Source organism: Mesorhizobium sp. WSM4849 (assembly GCF_055811385.1).
In genome coordinates this window covers 1-19320 of record NZ_JBVVPW010000021.1, presented here as the reverse complement: position 1 = coordinate 19320, position 19320 = coordinate 1, and the positions used below count along the sequence as shown (strand labels likewise).

Genomic DNA, 19320 nt, shown 5'->3' with positions numbered 1-19320 from the left:
TTATGCATGTCGTTATCGCAAAACCGCTGCACACTTTTGCGCGACATGCATTAGGCTGAAAACACTGTGCGGCCCGCCACCATCGTTTGCAAGACCTTGCCCTGCAGCCGCGCGCCTTCGAAACAGGTGTTTTTCGAGCGCGAACGGGTGCCGCTTTCGCTGACGATCCATGGCTCGTCGAGATCGACCAACGCAAGATCGGCGACCGCACCCGGCTTCAGCGTGCCGCCGGGCAGGCCGAACAGTCTTGCCGGCGCCGTGGACAATGTCTCAACCAATCTAAGCAGCGTCACGTCGTCATTGTGATAGAGCCGCAGCGCCGCACCCAGCAGCGTTTCCAGTCCGATGGCACCGGCCGCGGCGTCGGCGAAGGGCAGGCGCTTGGTGTCGACGTCCTGCGGGTCGTGCGAGGATACGATGAGGTCGATCGTGCCGTCCTTGACCGCCTCGATCATCGCCATCCGGTCTTCCTCGGCGCGCAGCGGCGGTGTCAGCCGGAAGAAGGTGCGGTATTCGCCGACATCGTTCTCATTGAGCGACAGATTGTGGATCGAGACGCCTGCTGTGACATTCGCGCTGTCGGCTTTCGCCCGCGTTACCGCGTTTGCCGCCATGGCCGTCGAGATCTTGGCCGCGTGATAGGCGCCGCCGGTCAGCCGCGCCAGCGCAAGGTCGCGCTCCAGCGGAATGGACTCGGCCTCGCGCGGAATGCCGGCAAGGCCGAGCCAGCTGGCATAGAGGCCTTCATTCATGACGCCTGACGAGGCGAGGTCGGGGTCTTGGGTTTCATGAGCGATCACGCCGCCGAAATCGCGCGCATAGGTCAGCGCGCGGCGCATTACCAGTGCGCTTGATATGGTGTGCCGCCCGTCGGTGAAGGCGACCGCGCCGGCCTCGCGCAGCAGCCCGAATTCGGTCATCTCGCGGCCTTCGAGGCCCTTGGTGATCGCAGCCGCCGGAAAGATGTTGACGATGGCCGTGTCCTTGGCGGTGCGCAGCACGAATTCGACGAGCGCGACATTGTCGATCACCGGGTCGGTGTCGGGCATCATGACGATGGAAGTGACGCCGCCGGCGGCCGCCGCCACGCTGGCCGAAGCGATGGTTTCGCGGTGCTCACCGCCCGGTTCGCCGATGAAGACGCGCGCATCGATCAGACCGGGGATAACAGCCTTGCCGGCGCAGTCGATGACGACGGCATCTTGCGGAGCGCCCTGGTTCAATGCCGCCTTGCCGGCAGCGACGATCCTGCGGCCCTCGACAATGACCGTGCCGACCTCGTCGATGCCGCGCGACGGATCGACGATGCGCGCCCGGCTGAAGACCGTTGTGTTCATGCGCCGCGGCCCTCGAGGTTGCGGTCCTCACGATTGCGGCGGGGGTCGAGCAGGGCTTCCATCACCGCCATGCGCACGGCAACACCCATCTCCACCTGTTCCTGGATGACGCTCTGCGGACCGTCGGCGATTTCCGAGGCGATCTCGACGCCGCGGTTCATCGGGCCGGGATGCATGACCAGAGCGCCGTCCTTGGCCGCCTTCAGCTTCTCGGCATCGAGGCCGAAATAGTGGAAATATTCGCGCACCGAAGGCACGAAAGCGCCTTCCATGCGCTCGCGCTGCAGCCGCAGCATCATCACCACATCCGCGTCCTTGAGCCCTTCGGCCATCGAACGGGTGACGATCACGCCCATTTTCTCGATGCCGGCAGGCAGAAGCGTCGACGGCGCCACGACGCGGACCTGGGCGCCGAGCGCATTGAGAAGCATGATGTTGGAACGCGCCACGCGCGAATGCAGGATGTCGCCGCAGACCGCCACGATCAGCTTCGACAGCGGGCCCCTGGCGCGGCGGATGGTCAGCGCGTCGAGCAGCGCCTGCGTCGGGTGCTCATGGGCGCCGTCACCGGCATTGATCACCGAGCAGCCGACCTTTTGCGCCAGCAGTGCGGCGGCACCCGCCGACTGGTGGCGGATGATCAATATGTCCGGCCGCATGGCGTTCAGCGTCATCGCCGTGTCGATCAGCGTCTCGCCCTTCTTCACCGAAGAACTGGCCACCGACATGTTCATGACGTCGGCACCGAGCCGTTTTCCGGCCAGCTCGAACGACGACTGCGTGCGGGTCGAGGCTTCGTAGAAGAGGTTGATCTGGGTGCGGCCGCGCAGCGTCGAGGTCTTCTTCTCCGACTGCCGCGAGATCGCGACCGCCCGGTCCGCCCTGTCCAGCAAAAGCTCGATGTCGGCGGGGGAAAGATCGCGGATGCCCAGAAGATGGCGGTGGGGATAGAGTGGCAGGGACGAAGCGTCGGTCATCTCAAGGCGCTGCTATAGGGTGGAGGACCTTTGGCTGCAAGCACCAGCTTTGGATTGCGGCCTTTCTCCCCGGTATTTTCGTCGCGCGGGTTGCGCGGCTTGGGCTATAAACCGCCGATGGCTTCGGATTCGTGGCCTTGTGATGATGATGATAAGGACAATGCGTGACCGACGACGTGACGAACCAGCCGCCGCCGCTGGCAGGCGGCAACGCCTGGCGGGGCGATCCGTTGCTGATCCAGCTTGCCGAGCGTTTTTCCGATCCGGTGCGCAAGGATCTCGACGGGCTCGGCCGTTTCGTGCTGACGCACGAGGCGCAGGAGCTGGCCCGCCTTGCCAATGTCGAGACGCCGAAGCTCAGGACCCATGACCGGCAGGGCCGGCGCATCGATCTGGTCGAGTTCCATCCAGCCTATCACGCGTTGATGCGCCGGTCGGTGGCGAACGGGCTGCATTCGTCGGTCTGGGAAAATGGCGATGCCGAGATCGGCCGCCGTCATCAGGTGCGCGCCGCCCGGTTCTACCTGACGGCCGAGCTCGAAACCGGGCATCTCTGCCCCATCACCATGACCAGCGCATCGCTGGCAGCGCTGATGGCAAGCCCGAAGCTTTTTCGCGAATGGGCGCCGCGTGTGACGACACGCAAATACGACCAGGGCCAAAAGCCGCCGGTCGAAAAGGCCGGGCTGACGCTGGGCATGGGCATGACCGAGAAGCAGGGCGGCACCGACGTCCGCGCCAACGTCACCAGGGCCGAGCGCGCCGGCAGCAGCTTCTATCGCCTGACCGGCCACAAATGGTTCATGTCGGCGCCGATGTCGGATGCGTTCCTGGTGCTTGGACAGGCGCCGGAAGGGCTTTCGTGCTTTCTCGTTCCCCGCATTCTCGGCGATGGGTCGGGTAACGGCTTCCGCTTCCAGCGGCTGAAGGACAAGCTCGGCAACCGCTCCAACGCGTCGTCCGAGGTGGAGTTCGTCAACGCCATCGGCGAGATGGTCGGCGAGCCAGGGGCGGGTGTCAAGACGATCATGGACATGGTGACGCTGACCCGGCTCGACTGCGCGATCGCCTCGTCGGCGATCATGCGTGCCGGGCTGGCCGAGGCCGTCCACCACACCCGTCACCGCCAGGTGTTTGGAACCAATCTGATCGAGCAGCCGCTGATGCAGCGCGTGCTGGCCGACATGGCGCTCGACGTCGCTGCGGCCACCGCGCTGTCGTTCCGGCTGGCGCGCTCCTTCGACGAGGCGGCCAGCGACCGCGGCGAGGCGGCCTTCGCGCGCGCCATGACGCCGGTCGTCAAATACTGGGTCTGCAAGATCGCACCACCGCTGCTCTACGAGGCGATGGAATGCCTCGGCGGCAATGGCTATGTCGAGGAGGCGCCGCTCGCCCGCTACTATCGCGAAGCTCCGGTCAACTCGATCTGGGAGGGATCCGGCAATGTCATGGCGCTCGACGTGCTGCGCGTGCTGGGGCGTGCACCGGGCCTGTTCGAGGAGGTGCTGGCCGGCATCGATCGCGATCTCGGCGCCGGCGGACGCGGCACCGTCGGTGTGCTCAAGGCTGCAATGCAGGTCGCGGCAACCGACGAGGGCTCGGCCCGCCTGCTCACCGAGCAACTGGCGCTGTCGGCGGCAGCGGCGGAGCTTCGCAGGCTGGGGGCAGGGCGGATCGCCGACGCCTTCGTCGAGACGCGCCTCGCCGGCCAGTGGCGCAACACTTATGGCATGCTCGATTCACGCCATGATGCGCGTATGATCATCGATACGCTCTATCCGCCGGTCACCTGAGAAGAGACTTGGGAGGGTTTCTCGTCGTCTGTCGCGCCGCTGTGGATGACCGTTAACCTTAACAAATGGTTTCCATTGCGATGGCGGGCGGCAAAGCCCACTGTCCTGTTTACGGAAGCAGGAACGCCATGCGGCATATATTAAGCTCCTTTCTGGCCTTGCACTGGGCGGTCGTTTTCGCCCTGCTGGCGTTCATCTGCATCGACGGGAATCGCGGTGTTGCGGCAGCGCTTGGCGTGCTCGGCGTCGTCCTCCAGAACACCAGCTTCGTCGACCTCGAAAAGGCCGTCGTCGTGGCAGCGCTTGCCGTAGCGCTGCTGGTCGTCGCGGTGCTCTTCTGCTGGGCTTTTGTCGAGACTCTGTTTAGCGACCCGACAAATCCGGACGCCACCGACAGCGTCGTGCGGGTCGCCTTCATCTCCGCCTCCGGCGTACTGTCGCTGATTGTCGTCGGCGGCGCCGCGCAAGGCATCAACGGGCTATTCATGGCTATCGCGGTGCAACTGGCGGCACTGCTGGCTTCCTATGTCGCCATGCTCGCAGAGCGGCGGTCGGCCCTTGCCGCAACGGTTCCGGGCACCGGTGAAGTCCGTGCCGCCGCGCATGTGATGGCGAAGGCGGCGGCGCACAACTCGGTGCTCTCGCGCATTTCCGGCCGGCCGGACGCAAGCTTCGGGCCGGACACAAACTTCGGGCCGGACACAAACTTGAGGGATCGCCGCTGATGCGCACCTTGTTCGCGCTATGGGCGGCCCCGCTCGCCCTGTTCTGGGGCTGGTTCTTCCTGTCGCTCAACGATATCAATTTCGGCTACGTCATGCTGAGCCGCCAATTGCATGACCTCGTCTTCCAGCTCTATGGGGAAATGCTTGGCATCGATCCGGCGCTCATTCCCGGCATGGTGGCAAAGGCCTGCATCCTCGACAGTCTGCTGCTCATGGCGTTTTGGGCGTTCCGCCGCCGCCGGGTGATCGGTGGCTGGATCAGGATAATGCTCGACCGCTACTTCGACCAGGCACCGACGCCGAGCGCCTGAAGCCGGTCGAGAACGCCCTGCAGAATAAAGGCCGCCGCGGCGGAATCGATCTTGCCGGCGCGTTTGCGGCGCGAAAAATCCATCTCGATCAACGTCCGCTCAGCCGCCACCGTCGACAGTCGCTCGTCCCACAAAACGAAGGGCAGGTCGGTCACAGCAGCCATGTTGCGGGCGAAGGCGCGGGATTTCTGGGCGCGCGGGCCTTCCGACCCGTCCATGTTGACCGGCAGACCGAGCACCACGGCCCCGACGTTCTCTTTCTGCAGCAAGCCGAGCAGCACAGCTGCATCCAGCGAGAATTTCCTGCGCATGATGACGGGACGCGGGTGGGCGAAGGCAAAGCCCCGGTCGGAAACCGCGACGCCAATGGTCTTGTCGCCGAGGTCGAGCCCGGCCAGCGTCTTGCCGCCGCTGAGCCGCGCCGGCAGCTCTTCGATGGTGATGATGCTCAACGGCTTTCCTTCGACTGCTGCCCGCAAAGGACGCTGCGGGACTTTAATTTCACTGCCGGCGTTCTATCCTTTGGCAAAGCAAAAATCGAGGAAGGCATTCATGAAACTGACCTGGTACGGACATTCCGCATTTCGCATCGAAACCACCGACGCGAAAGTCCTCATCGATCCCTATCTGATCGGCAATCCGTCATGGAAGGGCGGCTGGGAAGAGCCGGCGGAAGGGGTGACGCATGTCCTTTTGACCCACGGCCATAGCGATCACATCAGCGGTGCGCTTGAAGTGCTTGGGAAAAGCGGCGCCATGCTGGTCGCCAATTTCGAGGTCTGCATGTACCTGGTCGGCAAGGGCGCCAGCGACAAGAAGATCAATCCCGGCAATATCGGCGGCACCGTCGATTGCGGCGGTTTCACCACCACCTTCGTCCAGGCGCTGCATTCATCGTCATTCCCAGGTGACAATGGCCAGAACACTTATCTCGGCAATCCAGGCGGTCTCGTCCTGCATTTTCCGGAGGACAAGACACTCTATCACATGGGCGACACCGACATCTTTTCCGACATGGCGCTGATCAACGAATTACATGAGCCGAAGATCGGCATCGTGCCGGTCGGCGACCGCTTCACCATGGGTGGCGCAGTGGCAGCCCTTGCCTGCCGGCGCTTCTTTCAGTTCGAGACCGTCATCCCCAGTCACTTCGGCACGTTCCCGATCATCGACCAGACCGCCGACAAGTTCGTCGCGGGGTTGCAGGGATCCGGCGTGAAGGTGGCGTTGCCGGAGATCGGCGGGACGATCACCTTGTAGAGGATGCCAAAGCCGGCAGCTATTTCCTCTGCGACGGCGTGGCCCTGCCTTGGACCTTCTGGGCCGGTTCTCGGCACGATGCATGTTGCGCGGCACGCGCCGCGCCGCTATAGCGCGGACTGGTTTTCCCGAGGCACAAACAAATATGTCCGTTGATGTCAAGACTGTGAAGCGCGTCGCGCATCTCGCCCGTATTGCGGTGAGCGAGGAGGATGCCGAGCGCATGACCGGCGAGTTGAACGCCATTCTGGGCTTTGTCGAGCAATTGAACGAGGTCGACGTTTCCGGCGTCGAGCCGATGACTTCAGTTATCCCAATGGAGATGAAGAAGCGCCCGGACGTCGTCACCGACGGCAGCAAGGCGGCCGACATCGTCGCCAACGCACCGGCCACCGAAGAGAATTTCTTCCTCGTTCCGAAGGTCGTGGAGTAGCGGGCCGATGGCAATCGAGATCGCCATCGAGACGCCGCTGCAGGACGACGTGCGCGGGCTGGTTAAGGAACTCAACGACACGCTGCTGGAACTGACGCCGCCGGAGCACTGCTTCCACATGACCGTCGAACAGATGGCCGACAATGACACAACCGTCTTCATCGCTCGCGACACCGGCCTTGCCATCGGCTGCGGCGCGCTGAAGCGCCACGATGGCGCCGTCGGCGAGGTCAAGCGCATATACGCGCGGCCTTCGCATCGTGGACGGAAGATCGGCGCCAGGATCGTCGAGCGGATCGAAGCGTTGGCGCGCAATGAAGGGCTGAAGCGTTTGGTGCTGGAAACCGGCGACCGCCATCCGGCTGCGTGGACCGTCTATGAACGCGCCGGATTTTCGCGCTGCGGCCCGGTGCTGGACTACCCTGATACCGAGTGGTCGGTGTTTTACGAAAAGAGCCTTGCTTGATGAGCGACCTGACCCACCTTACGATTTCGCAGGCCCGCGCCATGCTGCGCACCAAGGAAATCACCGCAACCGAGATCACCGAAGCCTATCTTCAGGCGATCGAGCGGGCCAATCCGGCGCTCAACGCCTATGTCGTCGTTACCGATGACAAGGCGCGCGACATGGCCAAGGACTCGGACGCGAAGCTGGCGAAGGGCGAGGGCGGGTCGCTCGAAGGCATTCCGCTCGGGATAAAGGACCTGTTCGGCACCGAAGGCATTCACACCCAGGCCTGCAGCCATGTGCTGGACGGGTTCAAGCCGCACTACGAATCGACCGTCACCGCCAATTTGTGGGCCGACGGCGCCGTCATGCTCGGCAAGCTCAACATGGACGAGTTCGCCATGGGCTCCTCCAACGAGACCTCCTACTACGGCCCTGTCGTCAATCCGTGGAGGCGTTCGCGCCTCGACACGGTGGTGATGCCGACCACGCATCAGGGCGATGGCGGTTTTGTCTCGGCCGGCGGCACCCGGACTGCGCGTACGCTCGACAATGCCCAGCTTGTGCCGGGCGGCTCGTCGGGTGGCTCGGCCTCCGCCGTTTCGGCGCTCCTGTGTGCCGGCGCCACCGCCACCGACACCGGCGGGTCGATCCGCCAGCCCGCCGCCTTCACCGGCACCGTCGGCATCAAGCCGACCTACGGCCGCTGCTCGCGCTGGGGTATTGTCGCCTTTGCTTCGTCGCTCGACCAGGCCGGACCGATCGCCCGCGATGTGCGTGACGCCGCGATTCTCTTGAAATCCATGGCCTCGGTCGATCCGAAGGACACCACCTCGGTCGACCGGCCGGTGCCGGATTACGAGGCGGCGATCGGCAAGCCGATCAAGGGCATGAAGGTCGGGATCCCCAGGGAATACCGCGTCGACGGCATGCCTGAGGAGATTGAGGCGCTGTGGCAGAAAGGCATTGCCTGGCTGAAAGATGCCGGTGCTGAGATCGTCGACATTTCGCTTCCGCATACCAAATATGCGCTACCCGCCTATTACATCGTCGCGCCCGCCGAAGCCTCATCAAACCTCGCCCGCTATGACGGCGTCCGCTACGGGCTGCGCGTGCCGGGCAAGGACATCGTTGACATGTATGAAAAGACCCGCGCCGCCGGCTTCGGCCGCGAGGTCAAGCGCCGCATCATGATCGGCACCTATGTCCTCTCCGCCGGCTACTACGATGCCTACTATCTGCAGGCGCAGAAAGTGCGGAATCTCATCAAGCGGGATTTCGAAAATGCATTCGCGGCGGGCGTTGATGTCATCCTGACACCGGCAACGCCATCGGCGGCCTTCGGCATCGCCGACGAAGACATGGCCGCCGACCCGGTCAAGATGTACCTCAATGACATCTTCACGGTGACGGTGAACATGGCTGGACTGCCGGGCATCGCCGTGCCCGCAGGGCTAGACGCCAAGGGCCTGCCGCTCGGCCTGCAGCTCATCGGCCGGCCCTTCGACGAGGAAACTTTGTTCCAGACCGCCCATGTGATCGAGCAGGCGGCGGGTACGTTCCAGCCGGAAAAGTGGTGGTAGTGTCGTCTCCCAGCTGAGGGTGAGGGATGTTCTACTATCTTTCCAAGGTATTTTGGCTCCTCGTCCAGCCGTTGAATCTGGCGATCATCCTGCTGCTGGTTGCGTTGCTTGCTGCCTTGGTCGGGCGTAAAAAGCTGTTTGCCACCGGCAGCTGGCTGGCCTTTCTCATCCTCGCCCTCTCGACCTGGACCTCGCTCGGCGCGCTGATGCTCAACCCGCTCGAAGAGCGGTTTCCGCGCCCGCCGCTGCCGGAAAAGGTCGATGGCATCGTCGTGCTCGGCGGCGGCATGGAGGGCGCCATCAATTTCGTGCGTGGCGGCTATGAACTGAGTGCAAGCGGCGATCGGATGCTCGCGGCGGCCGTGCTGGCACGGCATTTTCCGACAGCGAAAGTCGTCATCTCAGGCGGCACCATCGCAATGATCGGCGAAGGCGAGGGCGATGCAGAGACGGCGCCGCGTCTGTTCGCCGCGCTTGGCGTGACGGCCGATCGGCTGATCCTCGAGAAAAAATCCCGCAACACCTACGAGAACGCCGTCTTCACCCGGCAACTTGTCACCCCGAAACCGGGCGAGACCTGGCTGCTGGTGACCTCGGCCTTCCACATGCCGCGCGCCAAGGCGCTGTTCGACAAGGCCGGCTTTGCCACCGTTCCTTGGCCGGTCGATTACCGCACCTCCGGCAAGGAAGGCATCGGCATGTTCCGCGACGATCCCTTCGGTTCGCTGCAAACCGCCAGCACGGCGGTCCGCGAATGGATCGGGCTCGTCGCCTACTGGCTGTCGGGCCGCATCGATCGGCTTTTCCCCGGACCGGGTGTTGGTTCGGGCGGCTGACCGATCACGGCTTGCCGCGCCGCCGAGAAGAACTGGCGACGCACCAGAACCGCCAGCAACAGCAGCGTCGACAGTACGAACACCGTTGGGTCGACGAACCAGCCGAGATAGCCGATCGAGAAGAAGACGCCGCGCATGCCGGAATTGAAATGTTTTCCGGCCAGCATGTTCATGCGCGCCGCCCGCCATACCGCGGTTTCGCTGACCGGGTTGCGTGAAGCCTTGCCGTGCCGGATCGGCACCGCACCGATCAGGATCGAGCAATAGTTGAACAGCCGGTAGGCCCAGCCGAACTTGAAAAAGGAATAGGCAAGGATCAGCACCAATCCGAACACCTTCATCTGAAAGGCGGAGCGGGATGATGTCGCGCCGAGGGGCAGATCGCTCAGCATCGAAACAACCTGATCGGAGGCGCCGAGCAGGGCAAAACAGCCGCCGATCGCAATCAGCGAACTGGAGGCGAAGAAGGCGGTTCCCTGTTGAAGACCTGCCATAATGGCGGTGTCGACGATGCGGATCTCGCGTTCGGCCATGGTCCGCATCCAGGCTTCGCGCTGGACGTTCATCGCTGTCGTCAGCGACATGCGGCTGACCAGCTTCCCGTCGGAGGCGAGCGTATGCAGCACCCATACGAAAAGGAAGAAGGCCAGCGCCACGAGGTCGGCCGTCGACAAATGAAAGGAATCGCCCATGCGACCCTTTTACCACAAGCGGTGGCCCCGCTTCGATGGCGGAACGCAACGATGTCGCTGCCGGAGCAAACAAGGTCGGCAGGTGCAGCGCCGCGATCTTCGAAAGAGCGGAAACATCACAGGAATTCCTATATGTAAATTCCAATAGGAGAGAGCGGCGCGTGTTCCTTTCGGTTTTCGACCTGTTCAAGATCGGCATTGGACCATCGAGTTCGCACACGATGGGGCCGATGACGGCTGCGCGGCGTTTTCTCGACGAGGTCGCGGGAGATGACTGGCCACGCCCGGCCGGCGCCAAGGTCGACCGCCTCGCTGCCAGCCTGCACGGCTCGCTTGCCTATACCGGCATCGGCCATGGTTCCGACCGTGCCGTCGTGCTCGGCCTTGCCGGCCAGATGCCGCAGACGGTGGACCCCGATCAAGCGGACAGCATCGTCGACCGTATTGCCGCCGACAAGCGGATTTCGCCGCCCGGCCATCCCTCCTATCGCTTCGACCCGGCAACGGACCTGGTGCTGGACCGCAAGACGCCGCTTTCCGGCCACGCCAACGGCATGGCCTTCTCCGCCTATGATGCCGACGATCGCCTGCTGCTCAAGCGCATCTATTATTCGATCGGCGGCGGCTTCGTGGTTTCCGAGGAAGAACTGCAGCGGATGAAGGTGAAGGGCTCGGTGACGACGGAAGGCAAGAAGGTTCCATACCCCTTCAAGAACGCCGTCGAGATGCTGTCGATGGCGGCAAAAAGCGGTCTTTCCATCGCCGACATGAAGCGCGTCAACGAAGAGACGCAGATGCCGCGCGAGGAACTCGACGCCGGCCTCGACGGCATCTGGAGCGCCATGAACAGCTGCATCGAGCGTGGCCTGTCGCAGGACGGCATCATGCCGGGTGGATTGAAGGTGCGCCGACGCGCGCGGCGATTGCATGACAAGCTGCAGGAGCAGTGGCAGCAGAACCGGCCCAATCCGCTGCTCGCCAACGACTGGCTGTCGATCTATGCCATGGCGGTGAACGAGGAGAACGCCGCCGGCGGGCGCGTCGTCACCGCGCCGACCAATGGTGCTGCAGGCACGCTGCCCGCGGTGCTGCGCTACTGGCTGCATTTCCATCCCGAGGCCGACCAGCCAAGCATCCGCGATTTCCTGCTGACCGCGGCGGCGATCGGCGGCATCATCAAGACCAACGCTTCGATCTCAGGCGCCGAGGTCGGCTGCCAGGGCGAGGTCGGTTCGGCCTCGGCGATGGCGGCAGCGGGGCTGTGCGCCGTCATGGGCGGCACGCCCGAGCAGGTCGAGAACGCCGCCGAGATCGCACTTGAACATCATCTCGGCATGACCTGCGATCCGGTCGGTGGGCTGGTGCAGGTGCCTTGCATTGAGCGCAACGCGCTCGGCGCCGTCAAGGCGGTGACCGCTGCTTCGCTGGCCATCAAGGGCGACGGCGTTCATTTCGTGCCGCTCGATGCCGCAATCGAGACCATGCGCCAGACCGGGCTCGACATGAACGAGAAATACAAGGAAACCAGCCTCGGCGGACTGGCCGTCAATATCGTGGAATGCTGACCCAGACTCGGTACTGCGAACACTGGCACTGTGGAGAAAGTCGACCCGACCGTTGACGCCTTCGCACGCCGGACTAAACCTTAATCCATGTCTCTCAATCTCATAAAGCTCTGTGTCGGCTGCGACAGCGTCGAGGACCTCGAAGGGTGGATCGCCTTCCGCCTCGACGAACGGCGGCGCGCCGGTGAACCGGTCGAGCACTACCACACCACCCGCATGATGCCGACGCGCGGCGCCGAGGTTACCGATGGCGGTTCCCTCTACTGGGTGATCAAGGGCAATGTGCAATGCCGCCAGTTGATCACGGAGATCCGTCCTTTCACCGATGACGACGGCATCGGCCGCTGTCATCTGATGCTCGATCCCGCGGTCGTGCGCACCGAATGGCAGCCGCGCCGCGCCTTTCAAGGCTGGCGCTACCTGAAACCGTCGGACGCACCGGCCGATCTCGGCAAGGGTAAAGCGGGACTGGTCGAGATGCCGCCGAAACTCAGGCGCGCGCTTGCCGATCTCGGCCTTCTCTAGGAAGGCCCCCCAAAATTCAAAGCTGCCGTGACCGCTGGCCCTCCAGTCGCCTCATGCTGGGCTTGCAAGCTGTGCGACAACGCCACATCTTGAATGTCATGAGCGACAAGAAGCAGCCCGTGCCCGCAAAGGCCAATCCTGCGCCGGTCGAGTTCCAATCGAGCACCGGCGAGATCGACGCCTTTATCCGTCAGGCGAGGACGCTCGCTGCGTCCGCGACCGGTTCAGGCAGGCTGATCCTTTCCCTCGACGCGACGATGAGCCGCCAGCCGACCTGGGATCTCGCCTGTGCGCTGCAGGGCGAGATGTTCGACGCCGTCGGCAAGGCCGGGGCGCTCAAGGTCCAACTGGTTTATTTTCGTGGTCTTGGCGAGTGCCGCTCATCCGCTTTCGTCACCGATACGGACGCGCTGAAGCAGCTGATGACGCGGATCGAATGCCGCAGCGGCCATACCCAGATCGGCAAGGTGCTCGCCCATGCGCTGAAACAGACGGCGGCGGCCAAGGTCAACGCGCTGGTCTATATCGGCGATGCGATGGAAGAAAATATAGACGACCTGGCCGAAAAGGCCGGCAGCCTCGGCCTGCACGGCGTTCCTGTCTTCGTCTTTCAGGAGGGCCACGATGCCGAGGCGGAAAAGGCATTCAAGGAAATTGCGCGGCTGTCCAAAGGGGCTTGGTTTCGATTTGATCGGCGGGCGGCCGCAACCTTGGCCAGCCTGCTTTCGGCGGTCGCCGTGTTTGCAACCGGCGGGCTAAAGGCACTGGAGGCCAGGGGGAGGCCGGAAGACCGGCTGATGATCGAGCATCTGCGAGGCGGCAGGAAATAATGGGCGCGATTATCGCATTCGTGGCGTTGCTTTTGGGGCTGCTCGGCGTGGCCACGGTATTTCTCCGCGCCGACCCCGCGAAACTCGCAAGCGGGATGAGGACGCTTGGCCCCGTCCTGCTGGCGCTGATCGGCGTCGCCGTGCTTCTGGTCGGACGCGAAGGCATCGGCGGCTTGATCCTGTCGACGGCGCTCGCCTGGTATGGCTCGATGCGGATGAAGCGGCCGACGGCGAAACTGGAGCCGGGCAAGCATTCGACGGTGCGCACCGCGGCACTCGAAATGGAGCTTGATCACGATACCGGCAGTCTGGAGGGGCTCGTGCTCGCCGGCCGCCATGAAGGCAAGATGCTTGGCACGATGAGCCTTGCGGAATTGCAGCAGCTTTATCGCGAACTCCCCGGCGACCCGGAGAGCCGCCAGTTGCTAGAGACGTATCTTGACGGCAGATTTCCCATCTGGCGCAAAGACGCTGAGGCGAATGGTGGCGACGGGCTGGGTGTTTCGCCAGGTTCGGGCGCCATGACTAAGGAGGAGGCCTACAAGATCCTTGGTCTTGAAGCGGGGGCCGCCGCGGCGGATGTCCGCAAGGCGCACCGCCGCCTGATGCAGCGCTTGCACCCCGATATCGGCGGCACTTCTTTTCTGGCGGCGCGGATCAATGAAGCCAAGGACGTCTTGCTCTCCGATCACAACTAGTCTCCTTCGACGCAGAATTTTTCCGGGAGATGTTTTCGACGCCGTCTATTGCTGGACGGCGTAGCACGCGATTTTCTTTTTCTTCAGGGCGTTGCAGGCTTTCCAGGCGGCAGTCTTCGAACCAAAGCCGAACCGGGCGCGGTAGTAGGTGACGCCGTCCTTTTCGAAGGCGACGGTGAAACCTGTGGCATGGGCGAGGATCGAAGGCGCCTGCTTGCTCGTCTCGTCCAGGAGAGCCTGGGCTTCGGATTGTTTTGGCGAAGAGGCGACCTGGACTGCCCAACCGGACGGCACCGATGCGGTGTTGACGGGATCGACCGCCGCCGGTTCGGCGTAGGCAGCTGCGACCCGTGCCGTCGCCACATCGTCCGCCGTGGCCGCGGCCACTGTGTTGACCTTCTTGGTCTGAGAGACTGGCCTGGTCTGGGCGACGGGGCTGGTTTCTTCAACGGCGGGCTCGGTTTCCTCAACTAGCGAGGCAATGGCATCGCCGTCCGGGGCATCGTCGTCCGGCCTGCTGTCCGGCGTCGGCGCATCGCGCTTGGGCAGGAACACTTTTGCCAGCGCGGTGATGGGATTGCCGCCGCTGGCCTTGGCGATCAGCATGCCGCTGCCGCGCGAGGATGCCTTCGGCATGTAGGTGTTGATCAATGCGGCCATCTGGTTGTCGCGGCTGCCGCCGGATTTCCCGCCTATGATCACTGCGACGATGCGGCGATCGCCGTCGTCGACCGAGGAAACGAGATTGTAGCCGGAGGCGCGGGTGTAACCGGTCTTGATACCGTCGACGCCCTTGATGCGCCCAAGCAGGCGGTTATGGCCGTTGATGCGCTTGCGGCCGTAGAGAAAGGAACGCTGCGAGAAATAGCCGTAATACTGCGGAAAATGCTCCCGCAGCGCGATGCCGAGCACCGCCATGTCGCGCGCGGTCGTGAATTGACCGGGATTTGGCAAGCCGTGGGCGTTGCGGAAAACGGTCCCCTTCATGCCCAGCGCCCGCGCCTTGGCTGTCATCATGTGGGCGAAATTGGCTTCATTGCCACCAAGAAGCTCGCCGAGCGCCGTTGCCGAGTCGTTTGCCGACTTGGTCACCATCGATAGGATCGCGGTCTCGACCGTGATCGCGCCGCCCCGTCTGACGCCGAGTTTCGTTGGCGGTTCAGCAGCAGCATTGGCCGAGAAGACGACCCGGGAGTTCTTGCTGACCTTGCCGTTCGCCATGGCCTCGAAGGCCAGGTAAAGCGTCATCATCTTGGTGAGCGAGGCCGGGTAGCGCCGACCATCGGCATTCGAAGAATAAAGCACCTTGCCGGTCTTGGCATCGATGACGATGGCCGCTGACCTCGCCGCCATCGACGAAGCAGCGTCGGCAACGACGAATGTCATCGCCAAAGCGAGGATCATGATCGTTTTCAAAGAGGACGAGGATTTGGAGAGAATGCCCGACAACGCCTGACGCACCGATGGTTCCTTTGAATTTTTTGTTGCTGGAGGCGGCAAAGGTCCTGCCTCACTTCAAGCAAGCTATCGCGGTCAGCGTTACCAATCCGTTTATGGTAACCACCGTGTTCACCATTTTCCTCGGGCTTGAGCTTCTCTTTATTCGAATTTTAGCCATTGCCGGTGGCTGGGCCTGTATGCCGCGCCGGTCGGCTGGAACCGCGCTCGGTGAAACATTGACTTTTTGTGCAGTGCACAATATATAACTTGCATTGCACAACGCGGCCCCGGACAGGGCGCGTCTCCGTTCAACGGCAACTGTCAAGGGAGCGTGAAATGACCCAGACCTATGAAGATTTCAGCAAATACGGCAAGGAGTTTGCCGACACCGGCTTGAAGAGCTTCGCATCCCTTTCCAAGGGTGCGCAGGCCATCGCCACCGAGGCGGGCGAGTACACCAAGAAAAGCTTCGAGGCCGGCAGCGCAGCAGCCGAGAAACTTTTGTCGGCCAAGTCGCTGGAGAAGGCGATCGAGATCCAGTCCGATTTTGCCAAGCAATCGTACGAAGCCTTCGTCACCGAAGCGACCAAGATCGGCGATCTCTATGCCGAACTCGCCAAAGAGGCCTACAAGCCGTTCGAATCAATGGTCGCAAAAGCGAAATAATCTCGCTATAATGTGAAGATGGCCCTCGGGCCTGCAAGACAGACCCGGTCGCGAACGCGCGGCCGGGTTTTTTCATGGCAATTTGAAAAGAGGGCTCTGCTGCCTTCACGATTTCGAAAAATCGGTCAAGTTTGGCCACCTAGCCATATTGTCAGCTAAACAGAAGGGCTTAAAATCGTCCATCGAAGACCTACATGTCGAACTCATATGGGGATTCGAAAAGGCAGGGCTACGTGACGATTGGTTTGACTGCCACGAGAGATGTAGTGCGGATGCAAAACGGCAGCGACGGCAATGAGGCCGGTCGCGGCACGGCCGTCATCACGCGCACCAAGACCAAGATCAAGAAGCCTAGCCTTTATCGGGTCCTCATTCTCAACGACGACTACACGCCCATGGAATTCGTGGTTCACGTGCTGGAGCGTTTTTTCCAGAAGGACCGTGAAGCCGCCACCCGCATCATGCTCCATGTTCACAATCATGGAGTGGGCGAGTGCGGGGTCTATACATTCGAGGTGGCCGAGACCAAAGTGTCTCAGGTCATGGATTTCGCCCGACAGAATCAGCATCCGCTGCAATGCGTGATGGAGAAGAAGTGAGGTAACATGCCGGCTTTCTCCCAAGGCCTGGAAAAGGCGCTTCACCAGGCGCTGACGCTCGCCAATGAGCGGCACCACGAATACGCAACCCTTGAACATTTGCTGCTCGCCCTTATCGACGACACCGAGGCGGCCGCGGTCATGCGCGCCTGCAACGTCGATCTCGACGAGTTGAAGCATACGGTTCTCACCTATATCGACACCGAGCTCGACAATCTCGTCACCGGCTACGACGAGGATTCCAAGCCGACGGCCGGTTTCCAGCGCGTCATCCAGCGTGCGGTGATCCATGTTCAGTCGTCCGGCCGCGAGGAAGTCTCCGGCGCCAACGTGCTCGTTGCCATCTTCGCCGAGCGCGAGAGCCATGCCGCCTATTTCCTGCAGGAACAGCAGATGACCCGCTATGACGCGGTCAACTACATCTCGCATGGCATCGCCAAGCGTCCCGGCGCATCCGAGACGCGGTCGCCGCGCGGCGCCGACGACGAGCAGGGCGGCCAGAGCGGCGCCGAGCCGCAAGAGGACGGCGGCAAGAAAAAGCAGCAGCAGGACGCGCTGACCGCCTATTGCGTCAATCTGAACAACAAGGCCAAGGCCGGCAAGATCGATCCGCTGATCGGCCGCGAGTCCGAGATCAACCGCACCATCCAGGTGCTGTGCCGCCGCTCCAAGAACAATCCGCTCTATGTCGGCGACCCCGGCGTCGGCAAGACGGCGATCGCCGAAGGCCTTGCCAAGCGCATCGTCGAGGGCGACGTGCCGGAAGTGCTGCACAACGCCACCATCTTCGCGCTTGATATGGGAACATTGCTGGCCGGCACCCGCTATCGCGGCGATTTCGAGGAGCGGCTGAAGCAGGTCGTCAAGGAACTCGAGGATTATCCGGGCGCGGTTCTGTTCATCGACGAGATCCACACGGTGATCGGGGCAGGGGCGACGTCGGGCGGCGCCATGGATGCGTCGAACCTGTTGAAGCCGGCGCTGTCGTCCGGAACGATCCGCTGCATCGGCTCGACCACCTACAAGGAGTTCCGCCAGTTCTTCGAGAAGGACCGCGCCTTGGTGCGGCGCTTCCAGAAGATCGACGTCAACGAGCCGACCATCGAAGACGCCATCGAGATCATGAAGGGCCTGAAGCCGTATTTCGAGGAGTTCCACAAGGTTCGCTACACAGCTGAGGCAATCAAGGCTTCGGTCGAACTGTCGGCGCGCTACATCAACGACCGCAAGCTGCCGGACAAGGCGATCGACGTGATCGACGAGACCGGCGCTTCGCAGATGCTGGTGCCGGAGGCCAAGCGCAAGAAGACCATCGGCATCAAGGAGATCGAAGCGACGATCGCCACCATCGCCCGCATTCCGCCGAAGACGGTTTCCGCCGACGACGAGAAGGTGCTGGCCGGTCTCGACGTCGAGCTGAAGCGCGTCGTCTACGGTCAGGACACCGCGATCACGGCGTTGACCTCGGCGATCAAGCTGGCGCGGGCCGGCCTGCGCGAACCGGAGAAGCCGATCGGCTCCTATCTATTCTCGGGACCGACCGGCGTCGGCAAGACCGAAGTGGCAAAGCAGCTCGCCGCCTCGCTCGGTGTCGAGCTGATCCGCTTCGACATGTCCGAATATATGGAACGCCACACCGTCTCGCGGCTGATCGGCGCGCCTCCCGGCTATGTCGGCTTCGACCAGGGCGGCCTGCTGACCGACGGCGTCGACCAGCATCCGCATTGCGTGCTGTTGCTGGACGAGGTCGAGAAGGCGCATCCGGACCTGTTCAACATCCTGTTGCAGGTCATGGACCACGGCAAGCTGACCGACCACAACGGCAAGCAGATCGACTTCCGCAATGTCATCCTGATCATGACCACCAACGCGGGCGCCTCGGATGCGCAGCGCGCGGCGATCGGTTTCGGCTCGACCAAGCGCGAAGGCGACGATGTCGAGGCGATCAACCGGCTGTTCACGCCGGAGTTCCGCAACCGTCTCGATGCGATCATCCCGTTCGGCTCGCTGCCGATTCCGGTCATCCACCAGGTGGTGCAGAAGTTTGTCATGCAGCTTGAGGCCCAGCTCTCCGAGCGTGGCGTCACCTTCGACCTGTCGCAGGAGGCGATCGCCTGGCTGGCCGAGAAGGGCTATGACGAGCGCATGGGAGCACGGCCGCTCGGCCGCGTCATCCAGGAGCACATCAAGAAGCCGCTGGCCGACGAGGTGCTGTTCGGCAAGCTCAAGAAGGGCGGCACGGTGCGCGTCACCGTCGAGCAGAAGGAGACCGGCGAGACTGGCCTGAAGCTCGAGTCGCTCGCCGACGAGGCGCCGGTCAAGCCGAAGAAGGAAGAACCGGACGACACGCCGAAACCCAAGAAAGCTGCCATCAAGAAGCCCGTCCCGAAAAAGGCGATCGCGCAGAAGACGGAGCCTAAGGGCAAGGATGGCGGCAAGCGCAGCCTGGTGCCGCAACTGCCCCGCAAGGGGTGATGGTCTGAAAACTAGAAAAGCCCCGGAAACGGGGCTTTTTTTGTTAGATGGTCGTCCGTGAAGAACGCGGAACGCTTTGATTTAATTTAAGATTTTCGCCTGAATTTGGGTTTCGTTTTGCCGGAAA

Annotated in this window: 21 protein-coding genes; 16 read left to right on the top strand and 5 right to left on the bottom strand. The window is 62.8% G+C overall.

Annotation, left to right across the window (positions count from 1 at the left end; all coding sequences use genetic code 11):
• Window positions 1–50 precede the first annotated feature (50 nt).
• Together AC0L3L_RS22770 and AC0L3L_RS22765 are read right to left on the bottom strand one after the other, a co-directional pair.
• On the bottom strand, window positions 51–1337 hold the full coding sequence (locus AC0L3L_RS22770; protein ID WP_473639172.1) for a dihydroorotase: 1287 nt from the start codon (window positions 1335–1337) through the stop codon (window positions 51–53).
• Entirely contained in the window at window positions 1334–2314 is a 981-nt protein-coding gene (locus AC0L3L_RS22765) for an aspartate carbamoyltransferase catalytic subunit (RefSeq protein ID WP_123145822.1), read from the bottom strand. The genes AC0L3L_RS22770 and AC0L3L_RS22765 overlap by 4 nt, the downstream gene beginning before the upstream one ends.
• Window positions 2315–2478: 164 nt before the next feature.
• On the opposite strand from AC0L3L_RS22765, the gene AC0L3L_RS22760 reads away from it, so the two are divergent.
• The 3 genes from AC0L3L_RS22760 to AC0L3L_RS22750 all read left to right on the top strand — a co-directional run bounded on the left by AC0L3L_RS22760 (window position 2479) and on the right by AC0L3L_RS22750 (window position 5143).
• Window positions 2479–4107, top strand: coding sequence for a DNA alkylation response protein (locus AC0L3L_RS22760; RefSeq protein WP_473487033.1), 1629 nt, complete (start codon window positions 2479–2481; stop codon window positions 4105–4107).
• Between the two features lie 128 nt (window positions 4108–4235).
• Window positions 4236–4832 carry a hypothetical protein gene (locus AC0L3L_RS22755; RefSeq protein ID WP_473639171.1) on the top strand — a complete coding sequence of 199 codons (597 nt, stop codon included), beginning with the start codon at window positions 4236–4238 and terminating at the stop codon, window positions 4830–4832.
• Window positions 4832–5143 carry a DUF6105 family protein gene (locus AC0L3L_RS22750; RefSeq protein WP_123145824.1) on the top strand — a complete coding sequence of 104 codons (312 nt, stop codon included), beginning with the start codon at window positions 4832–4834 and terminating at the stop codon, window positions 5141–5143. Before AC0L3L_RS22755 ends, AC0L3L_RS22750 begins: the two co-directional genes overlap by 1 nt.
• On the opposite strand, the gene ruvX is transcribed toward AC0L3L_RS22750, so the two are convergent.
• Complete coding sequence (gene ruvX, locus AC0L3L_RS22745) at window positions 5110–5595, bottom strand: Holliday junction resolvase RuvX (RefSeq protein WP_123145825.1); 486 nt, start codon at window positions 5593–5595, stop codon at window positions 5110–5112. The two genes, AC0L3L_RS22750 and ruvX, sit on opposite strands and share 34 nt — an antisense overlap.
• A gap of 100 nt (window positions 5596–5695) precedes the next feature.
• Here ruvX and AC0L3L_RS22740 point away from each other — a divergent pair, with 100 nt between their 5' ends.
• The 5 genes from AC0L3L_RS22740 (at window position 5696) to AC0L3L_RS22720 (ending at window position 9703) form a co-directional block, all read left to right on the top strand.
• Entirely contained in the window at window positions 5696–6403 is a 708-nt protein-coding gene (locus AC0L3L_RS22740; RefSeq protein WP_473487031.1) for a metal-dependent hydrolase, read from the top strand.
• A 145-nt stretch (window positions 6404–6548) separates the two neighbouring features.
• Window positions 6549–6836, top strand: a complete 288-nt coding sequence (gene gatC, locus AC0L3L_RS22735; protein ID WP_473487030.1) for an Asp-tRNA(Asn)/Glu-tRNA(Gln) amidotransferase subunit GatC — start codon at window positions 6549–6551, stop codon at window positions 6834–6836.
• A gap of 7 nt (window positions 6837–6843) precedes the next feature.
• Window positions 6844–7302, top strand: a complete 459-nt coding sequence (locus AC0L3L_RS22730; protein ID WP_473639170.1) for a GNAT family N-acetyltransferase — start codon at window positions 6844–6846, stop codon at window positions 7300–7302.
• Window positions 7302–8867 carry an amidase gene (locus AC0L3L_RS22725; protein ID WP_473487028.1) on the top strand — a complete coding sequence of 522 codons (1566 nt, stop codon included), beginning with the start codon at window positions 7302–7304 and terminating at the stop codon, window positions 8865–8867. Before AC0L3L_RS22730 ends, AC0L3L_RS22725 begins: the two co-directional genes overlap by 1 nt.
• 26 nt (window positions 8868–8893) lie before the next feature.
• Entirely contained in the window at window positions 8894–9703 is an 810-nt protein-coding gene (locus AC0L3L_RS22720) for a YdcF family protein (RefSeq protein ID WP_473639169.1), read from the top strand.
• On the opposite strand, the gene AC0L3L_RS22715 is transcribed toward AC0L3L_RS22720, so the two are convergent.
• Window positions 9640–10395: a DUF599 domain-containing protein gene (locus AC0L3L_RS22715; protein ID WP_473487026.1), complete on the bottom strand. Its 756-nt coding sequence runs from the start codon at window positions 10393–10395 to the stop codon at window positions 9640–9642. The two genes, AC0L3L_RS22720 and AC0L3L_RS22715, sit on opposite strands and share 64 nt — an antisense overlap.
• 161 nt (window positions 10396–10556) lie before the next feature.
• Here AC0L3L_RS22715 and AC0L3L_RS22710 point away from each other — a divergent pair, with 161 nt between their 5' ends.
• From AC0L3L_RS22710 to AC0L3L_RS22695, 4 genes are all read left to right on the top strand, one after another.
• Window positions 10557–11960: an L-serine ammonia-lyase gene (locus AC0L3L_RS22710; protein WP_473639168.1), complete on the top strand. Its 1404-nt coding sequence runs from the start codon at window positions 10557–10559 to the stop codon at window positions 11958–11960.
• 87 nt (window positions 11961–12047) lie between these two features.
• The gene (locus AC0L3L_RS22705) at window positions 12048–12485 is read left to right on the top strand and encodes a DUF1489 family protein (protein ID WP_473639167.1); all 438 of its coding nucleotides are present in this window, start codon (window positions 12048–12050) and stop codon (window positions 12483–12485) included.
• A gap of 98 nt (window positions 12486–12583) precedes the next feature.
• Window positions 12584–13315 (top strand): vWA domain-containing protein, encoded by a 732-nt coding sequence (locus AC0L3L_RS22700; RefSeq protein ID WP_473487023.1) that lies wholly within the window; start codon window positions 12584–12586, stop codon window positions 13313–13315.
• On the top strand, window positions 13315–14013 hold the full coding sequence (locus AC0L3L_RS22695; protein ID WP_473639166.1) for a DnaJ domain-containing protein: 699 nt from the start codon (window positions 13315–13317) through the stop codon (window positions 14011–14013). Before AC0L3L_RS22700 ends, AC0L3L_RS22695 begins: the two co-directional genes overlap by 1 nt.
• Before the next feature lie 45 nt (window positions 14014–14058).
• Here the strand turns inward: AC0L3L_RS22695 and AC0L3L_RS22690 are convergent, their stop codons facing one another.
• Entirely contained in the window at window positions 14059–15474 is a 1416-nt protein-coding gene (locus AC0L3L_RS22690) for a D-alanyl-D-alanine carboxypeptidase (protein ID WP_473639165.1), read from the bottom strand.
• Between the two features lie 2 nt (window positions 15475–15476).
• Between AC0L3L_RS22690 and AC0L3L_RS22685 the strand changes: the two genes are divergently transcribed.
• From AC0L3L_RS22685 to clpA, 4 genes are all read left to right on the top strand, one after another.
• Window positions 15477–15719: a hypothetical protein gene (locus tag AC0L3L_RS22685; RefSeq protein ID WP_473487020.1), complete on the top strand. Its 243-nt coding sequence runs from the start codon at window positions 15477–15479 to the stop codon at window positions 15717–15719.
• Between the two features lie 70 nt (window positions 15720–15789).
• Window positions 15790–16119: a phasin family protein gene (locus AC0L3L_RS22680; protein ID WP_123145836.1), complete on the top strand. Its 330-nt coding sequence runs from the start codon at window positions 15790–15792 to the stop codon at window positions 16117–16119.
• 272 nt (window positions 16120–16391) lie between these two features.
• Window positions 16392–16718 carry an ATP-dependent Clp protease adapter ClpS gene (clpS, locus tag AC0L3L_RS22675; RefSeq protein WP_165848388.1) on the top strand — a complete coding sequence of 109 codons (327 nt, stop codon included), beginning with the start codon at window positions 16392–16394 and terminating at the stop codon, window positions 16716–16718.
• A gap of 6 nt (window positions 16719–16724) precedes the next feature.
• Window positions 16725–19193: an ATP-dependent Clp protease ATP-binding subunit ClpA gene (gene clpA, locus AC0L3L_RS22670; protein ID WP_473639164.1), complete on the top strand. Its 2469-nt coding sequence runs from the start codon at window positions 16725–16727 to the stop codon at window positions 19191–19193.
• The last annotated feature ends 127 nt before the right edge of the window (window positions 19194–19320 follow it).

What these genes read in the sequence shown, in the direction of transcription:
- AC0L3L_RS22770 (WP_473639172.1), bottom strand. Translation starts at nt 1,337, where the DNA reads ATGAACACAACGGTCTTCAGCCGGGCGCGCATCGTCGATCCGTCGCGC.
- AC0L3L_RS22765 (WP_123145822.1), bottom strand. Translation starts at nt 2,314, where the DNA reads ATGACCGACGCTTCGTCCCTGCCACTCTATCCCCACCGCCATCTTCTG.
- AC0L3L_RS22755 (WP_473639171.1), top strand. Translation starts at nt 4,236, where the DNA reads ATGCGGCATATATTAAGCTCCTTTCTGGCCTTGCACTGGGCGGTCGTT.
- AC0L3L_RS22750 (WP_123145824.1), top strand. Translation starts at nt 4,832, where the DNA reads ATGCGCACCTTGTTCGCGCTATGGGCGGCCCCGCTCGCCCTGTTCTGG.
- AC0L3L_RS22740 (WP_473487031.1), top strand. Translation starts at nt 5,696, where the DNA reads ATGAAACTGACCTGGTACGGACATTCCGCATTTCGCATCGAAACCACC.
- gatC (WP_473487030.1), top strand. Translation starts at nt 6,549, where the DNA reads ATGTCCGTTGATGTCAAGACTGTGAAGCGCGTCGCGCATCTCGCCCGT.
- AC0L3L_RS22730 (WP_473639170.1), top strand. Translation starts at nt 6,844, where the DNA reads ATGGCAATCGAGATCGCCATCGAGACGCCGCTGCAGGACGACGTGCGC.
- AC0L3L_RS22725 (WP_473487028.1), top strand. Translation starts at nt 7,302, where the DNA reads ATGAGCGACCTGACCCACCTTACGATTTCGCAGGCCCGCGCCATGCTG.
- AC0L3L_RS22720 (WP_473639169.1), top strand. Translation starts at nt 8,894, where the DNA reads ATGTTCTACTATCTTTCCAAGGTATTTTGGCTCCTCGTCCAGCCGTTG.
- AC0L3L_RS22715 (WP_473487026.1), bottom strand. Translation starts at nt 10,395, where the DNA reads ATGGGCGATTCCTTTCATTTGTCGACGGCCGACCTCGTGGCGCTGGCC.
- AC0L3L_RS22705 (WP_473639167.1), top strand. Translation starts at nt 12,048, where the DNA reads ATGTCTCTCAATCTCATAAAGCTCTGTGTCGGCTGCGACAGCGTCGAG.
- AC0L3L_RS22700 (WP_473487023.1), top strand. Translation starts at nt 12,584, where the DNA reads ATGAGCGACAAGAAGCAGCCCGTGCCCGCAAAGGCCAATCCTGCGCCG.
- AC0L3L_RS22695 (WP_473639166.1), top strand. Translation starts at nt 13,315, where the DNA reads ATGGGCGCGATTATCGCATTCGTGGCGTTGCTTTTGGGGCTGCTCGGC.
- AC0L3L_RS22685 (WP_473487020.1), top strand. Translation starts at nt 15,477, where the DNA reads ATGGTTCCTTTGAATTTTTTGTTGCTGGAGGCGGCAAAGGTCCTGCCT.
- AC0L3L_RS22680 (WP_123145836.1), top strand. Translation starts at nt 15,790, where the DNA reads ATGACCCAGACCTATGAAGATTTCAGCAAATACGGCAAGGAGTTTGCC.
- clpS (WP_165848388.1), top strand. Translation starts at nt 16,392, where the DNA reads ATGCAAAACGGCAGCGACGGCAATGAGGCCGGTCGCGGCACGGCCGTC.
- clpA (WP_473639164.1), top strand. Translation starts at nt 16,725, where the DNA reads ATGCCGGCTTTCTCCCAAGGCCTGGAAAAGGCGCTTCACCAGGCGCTG.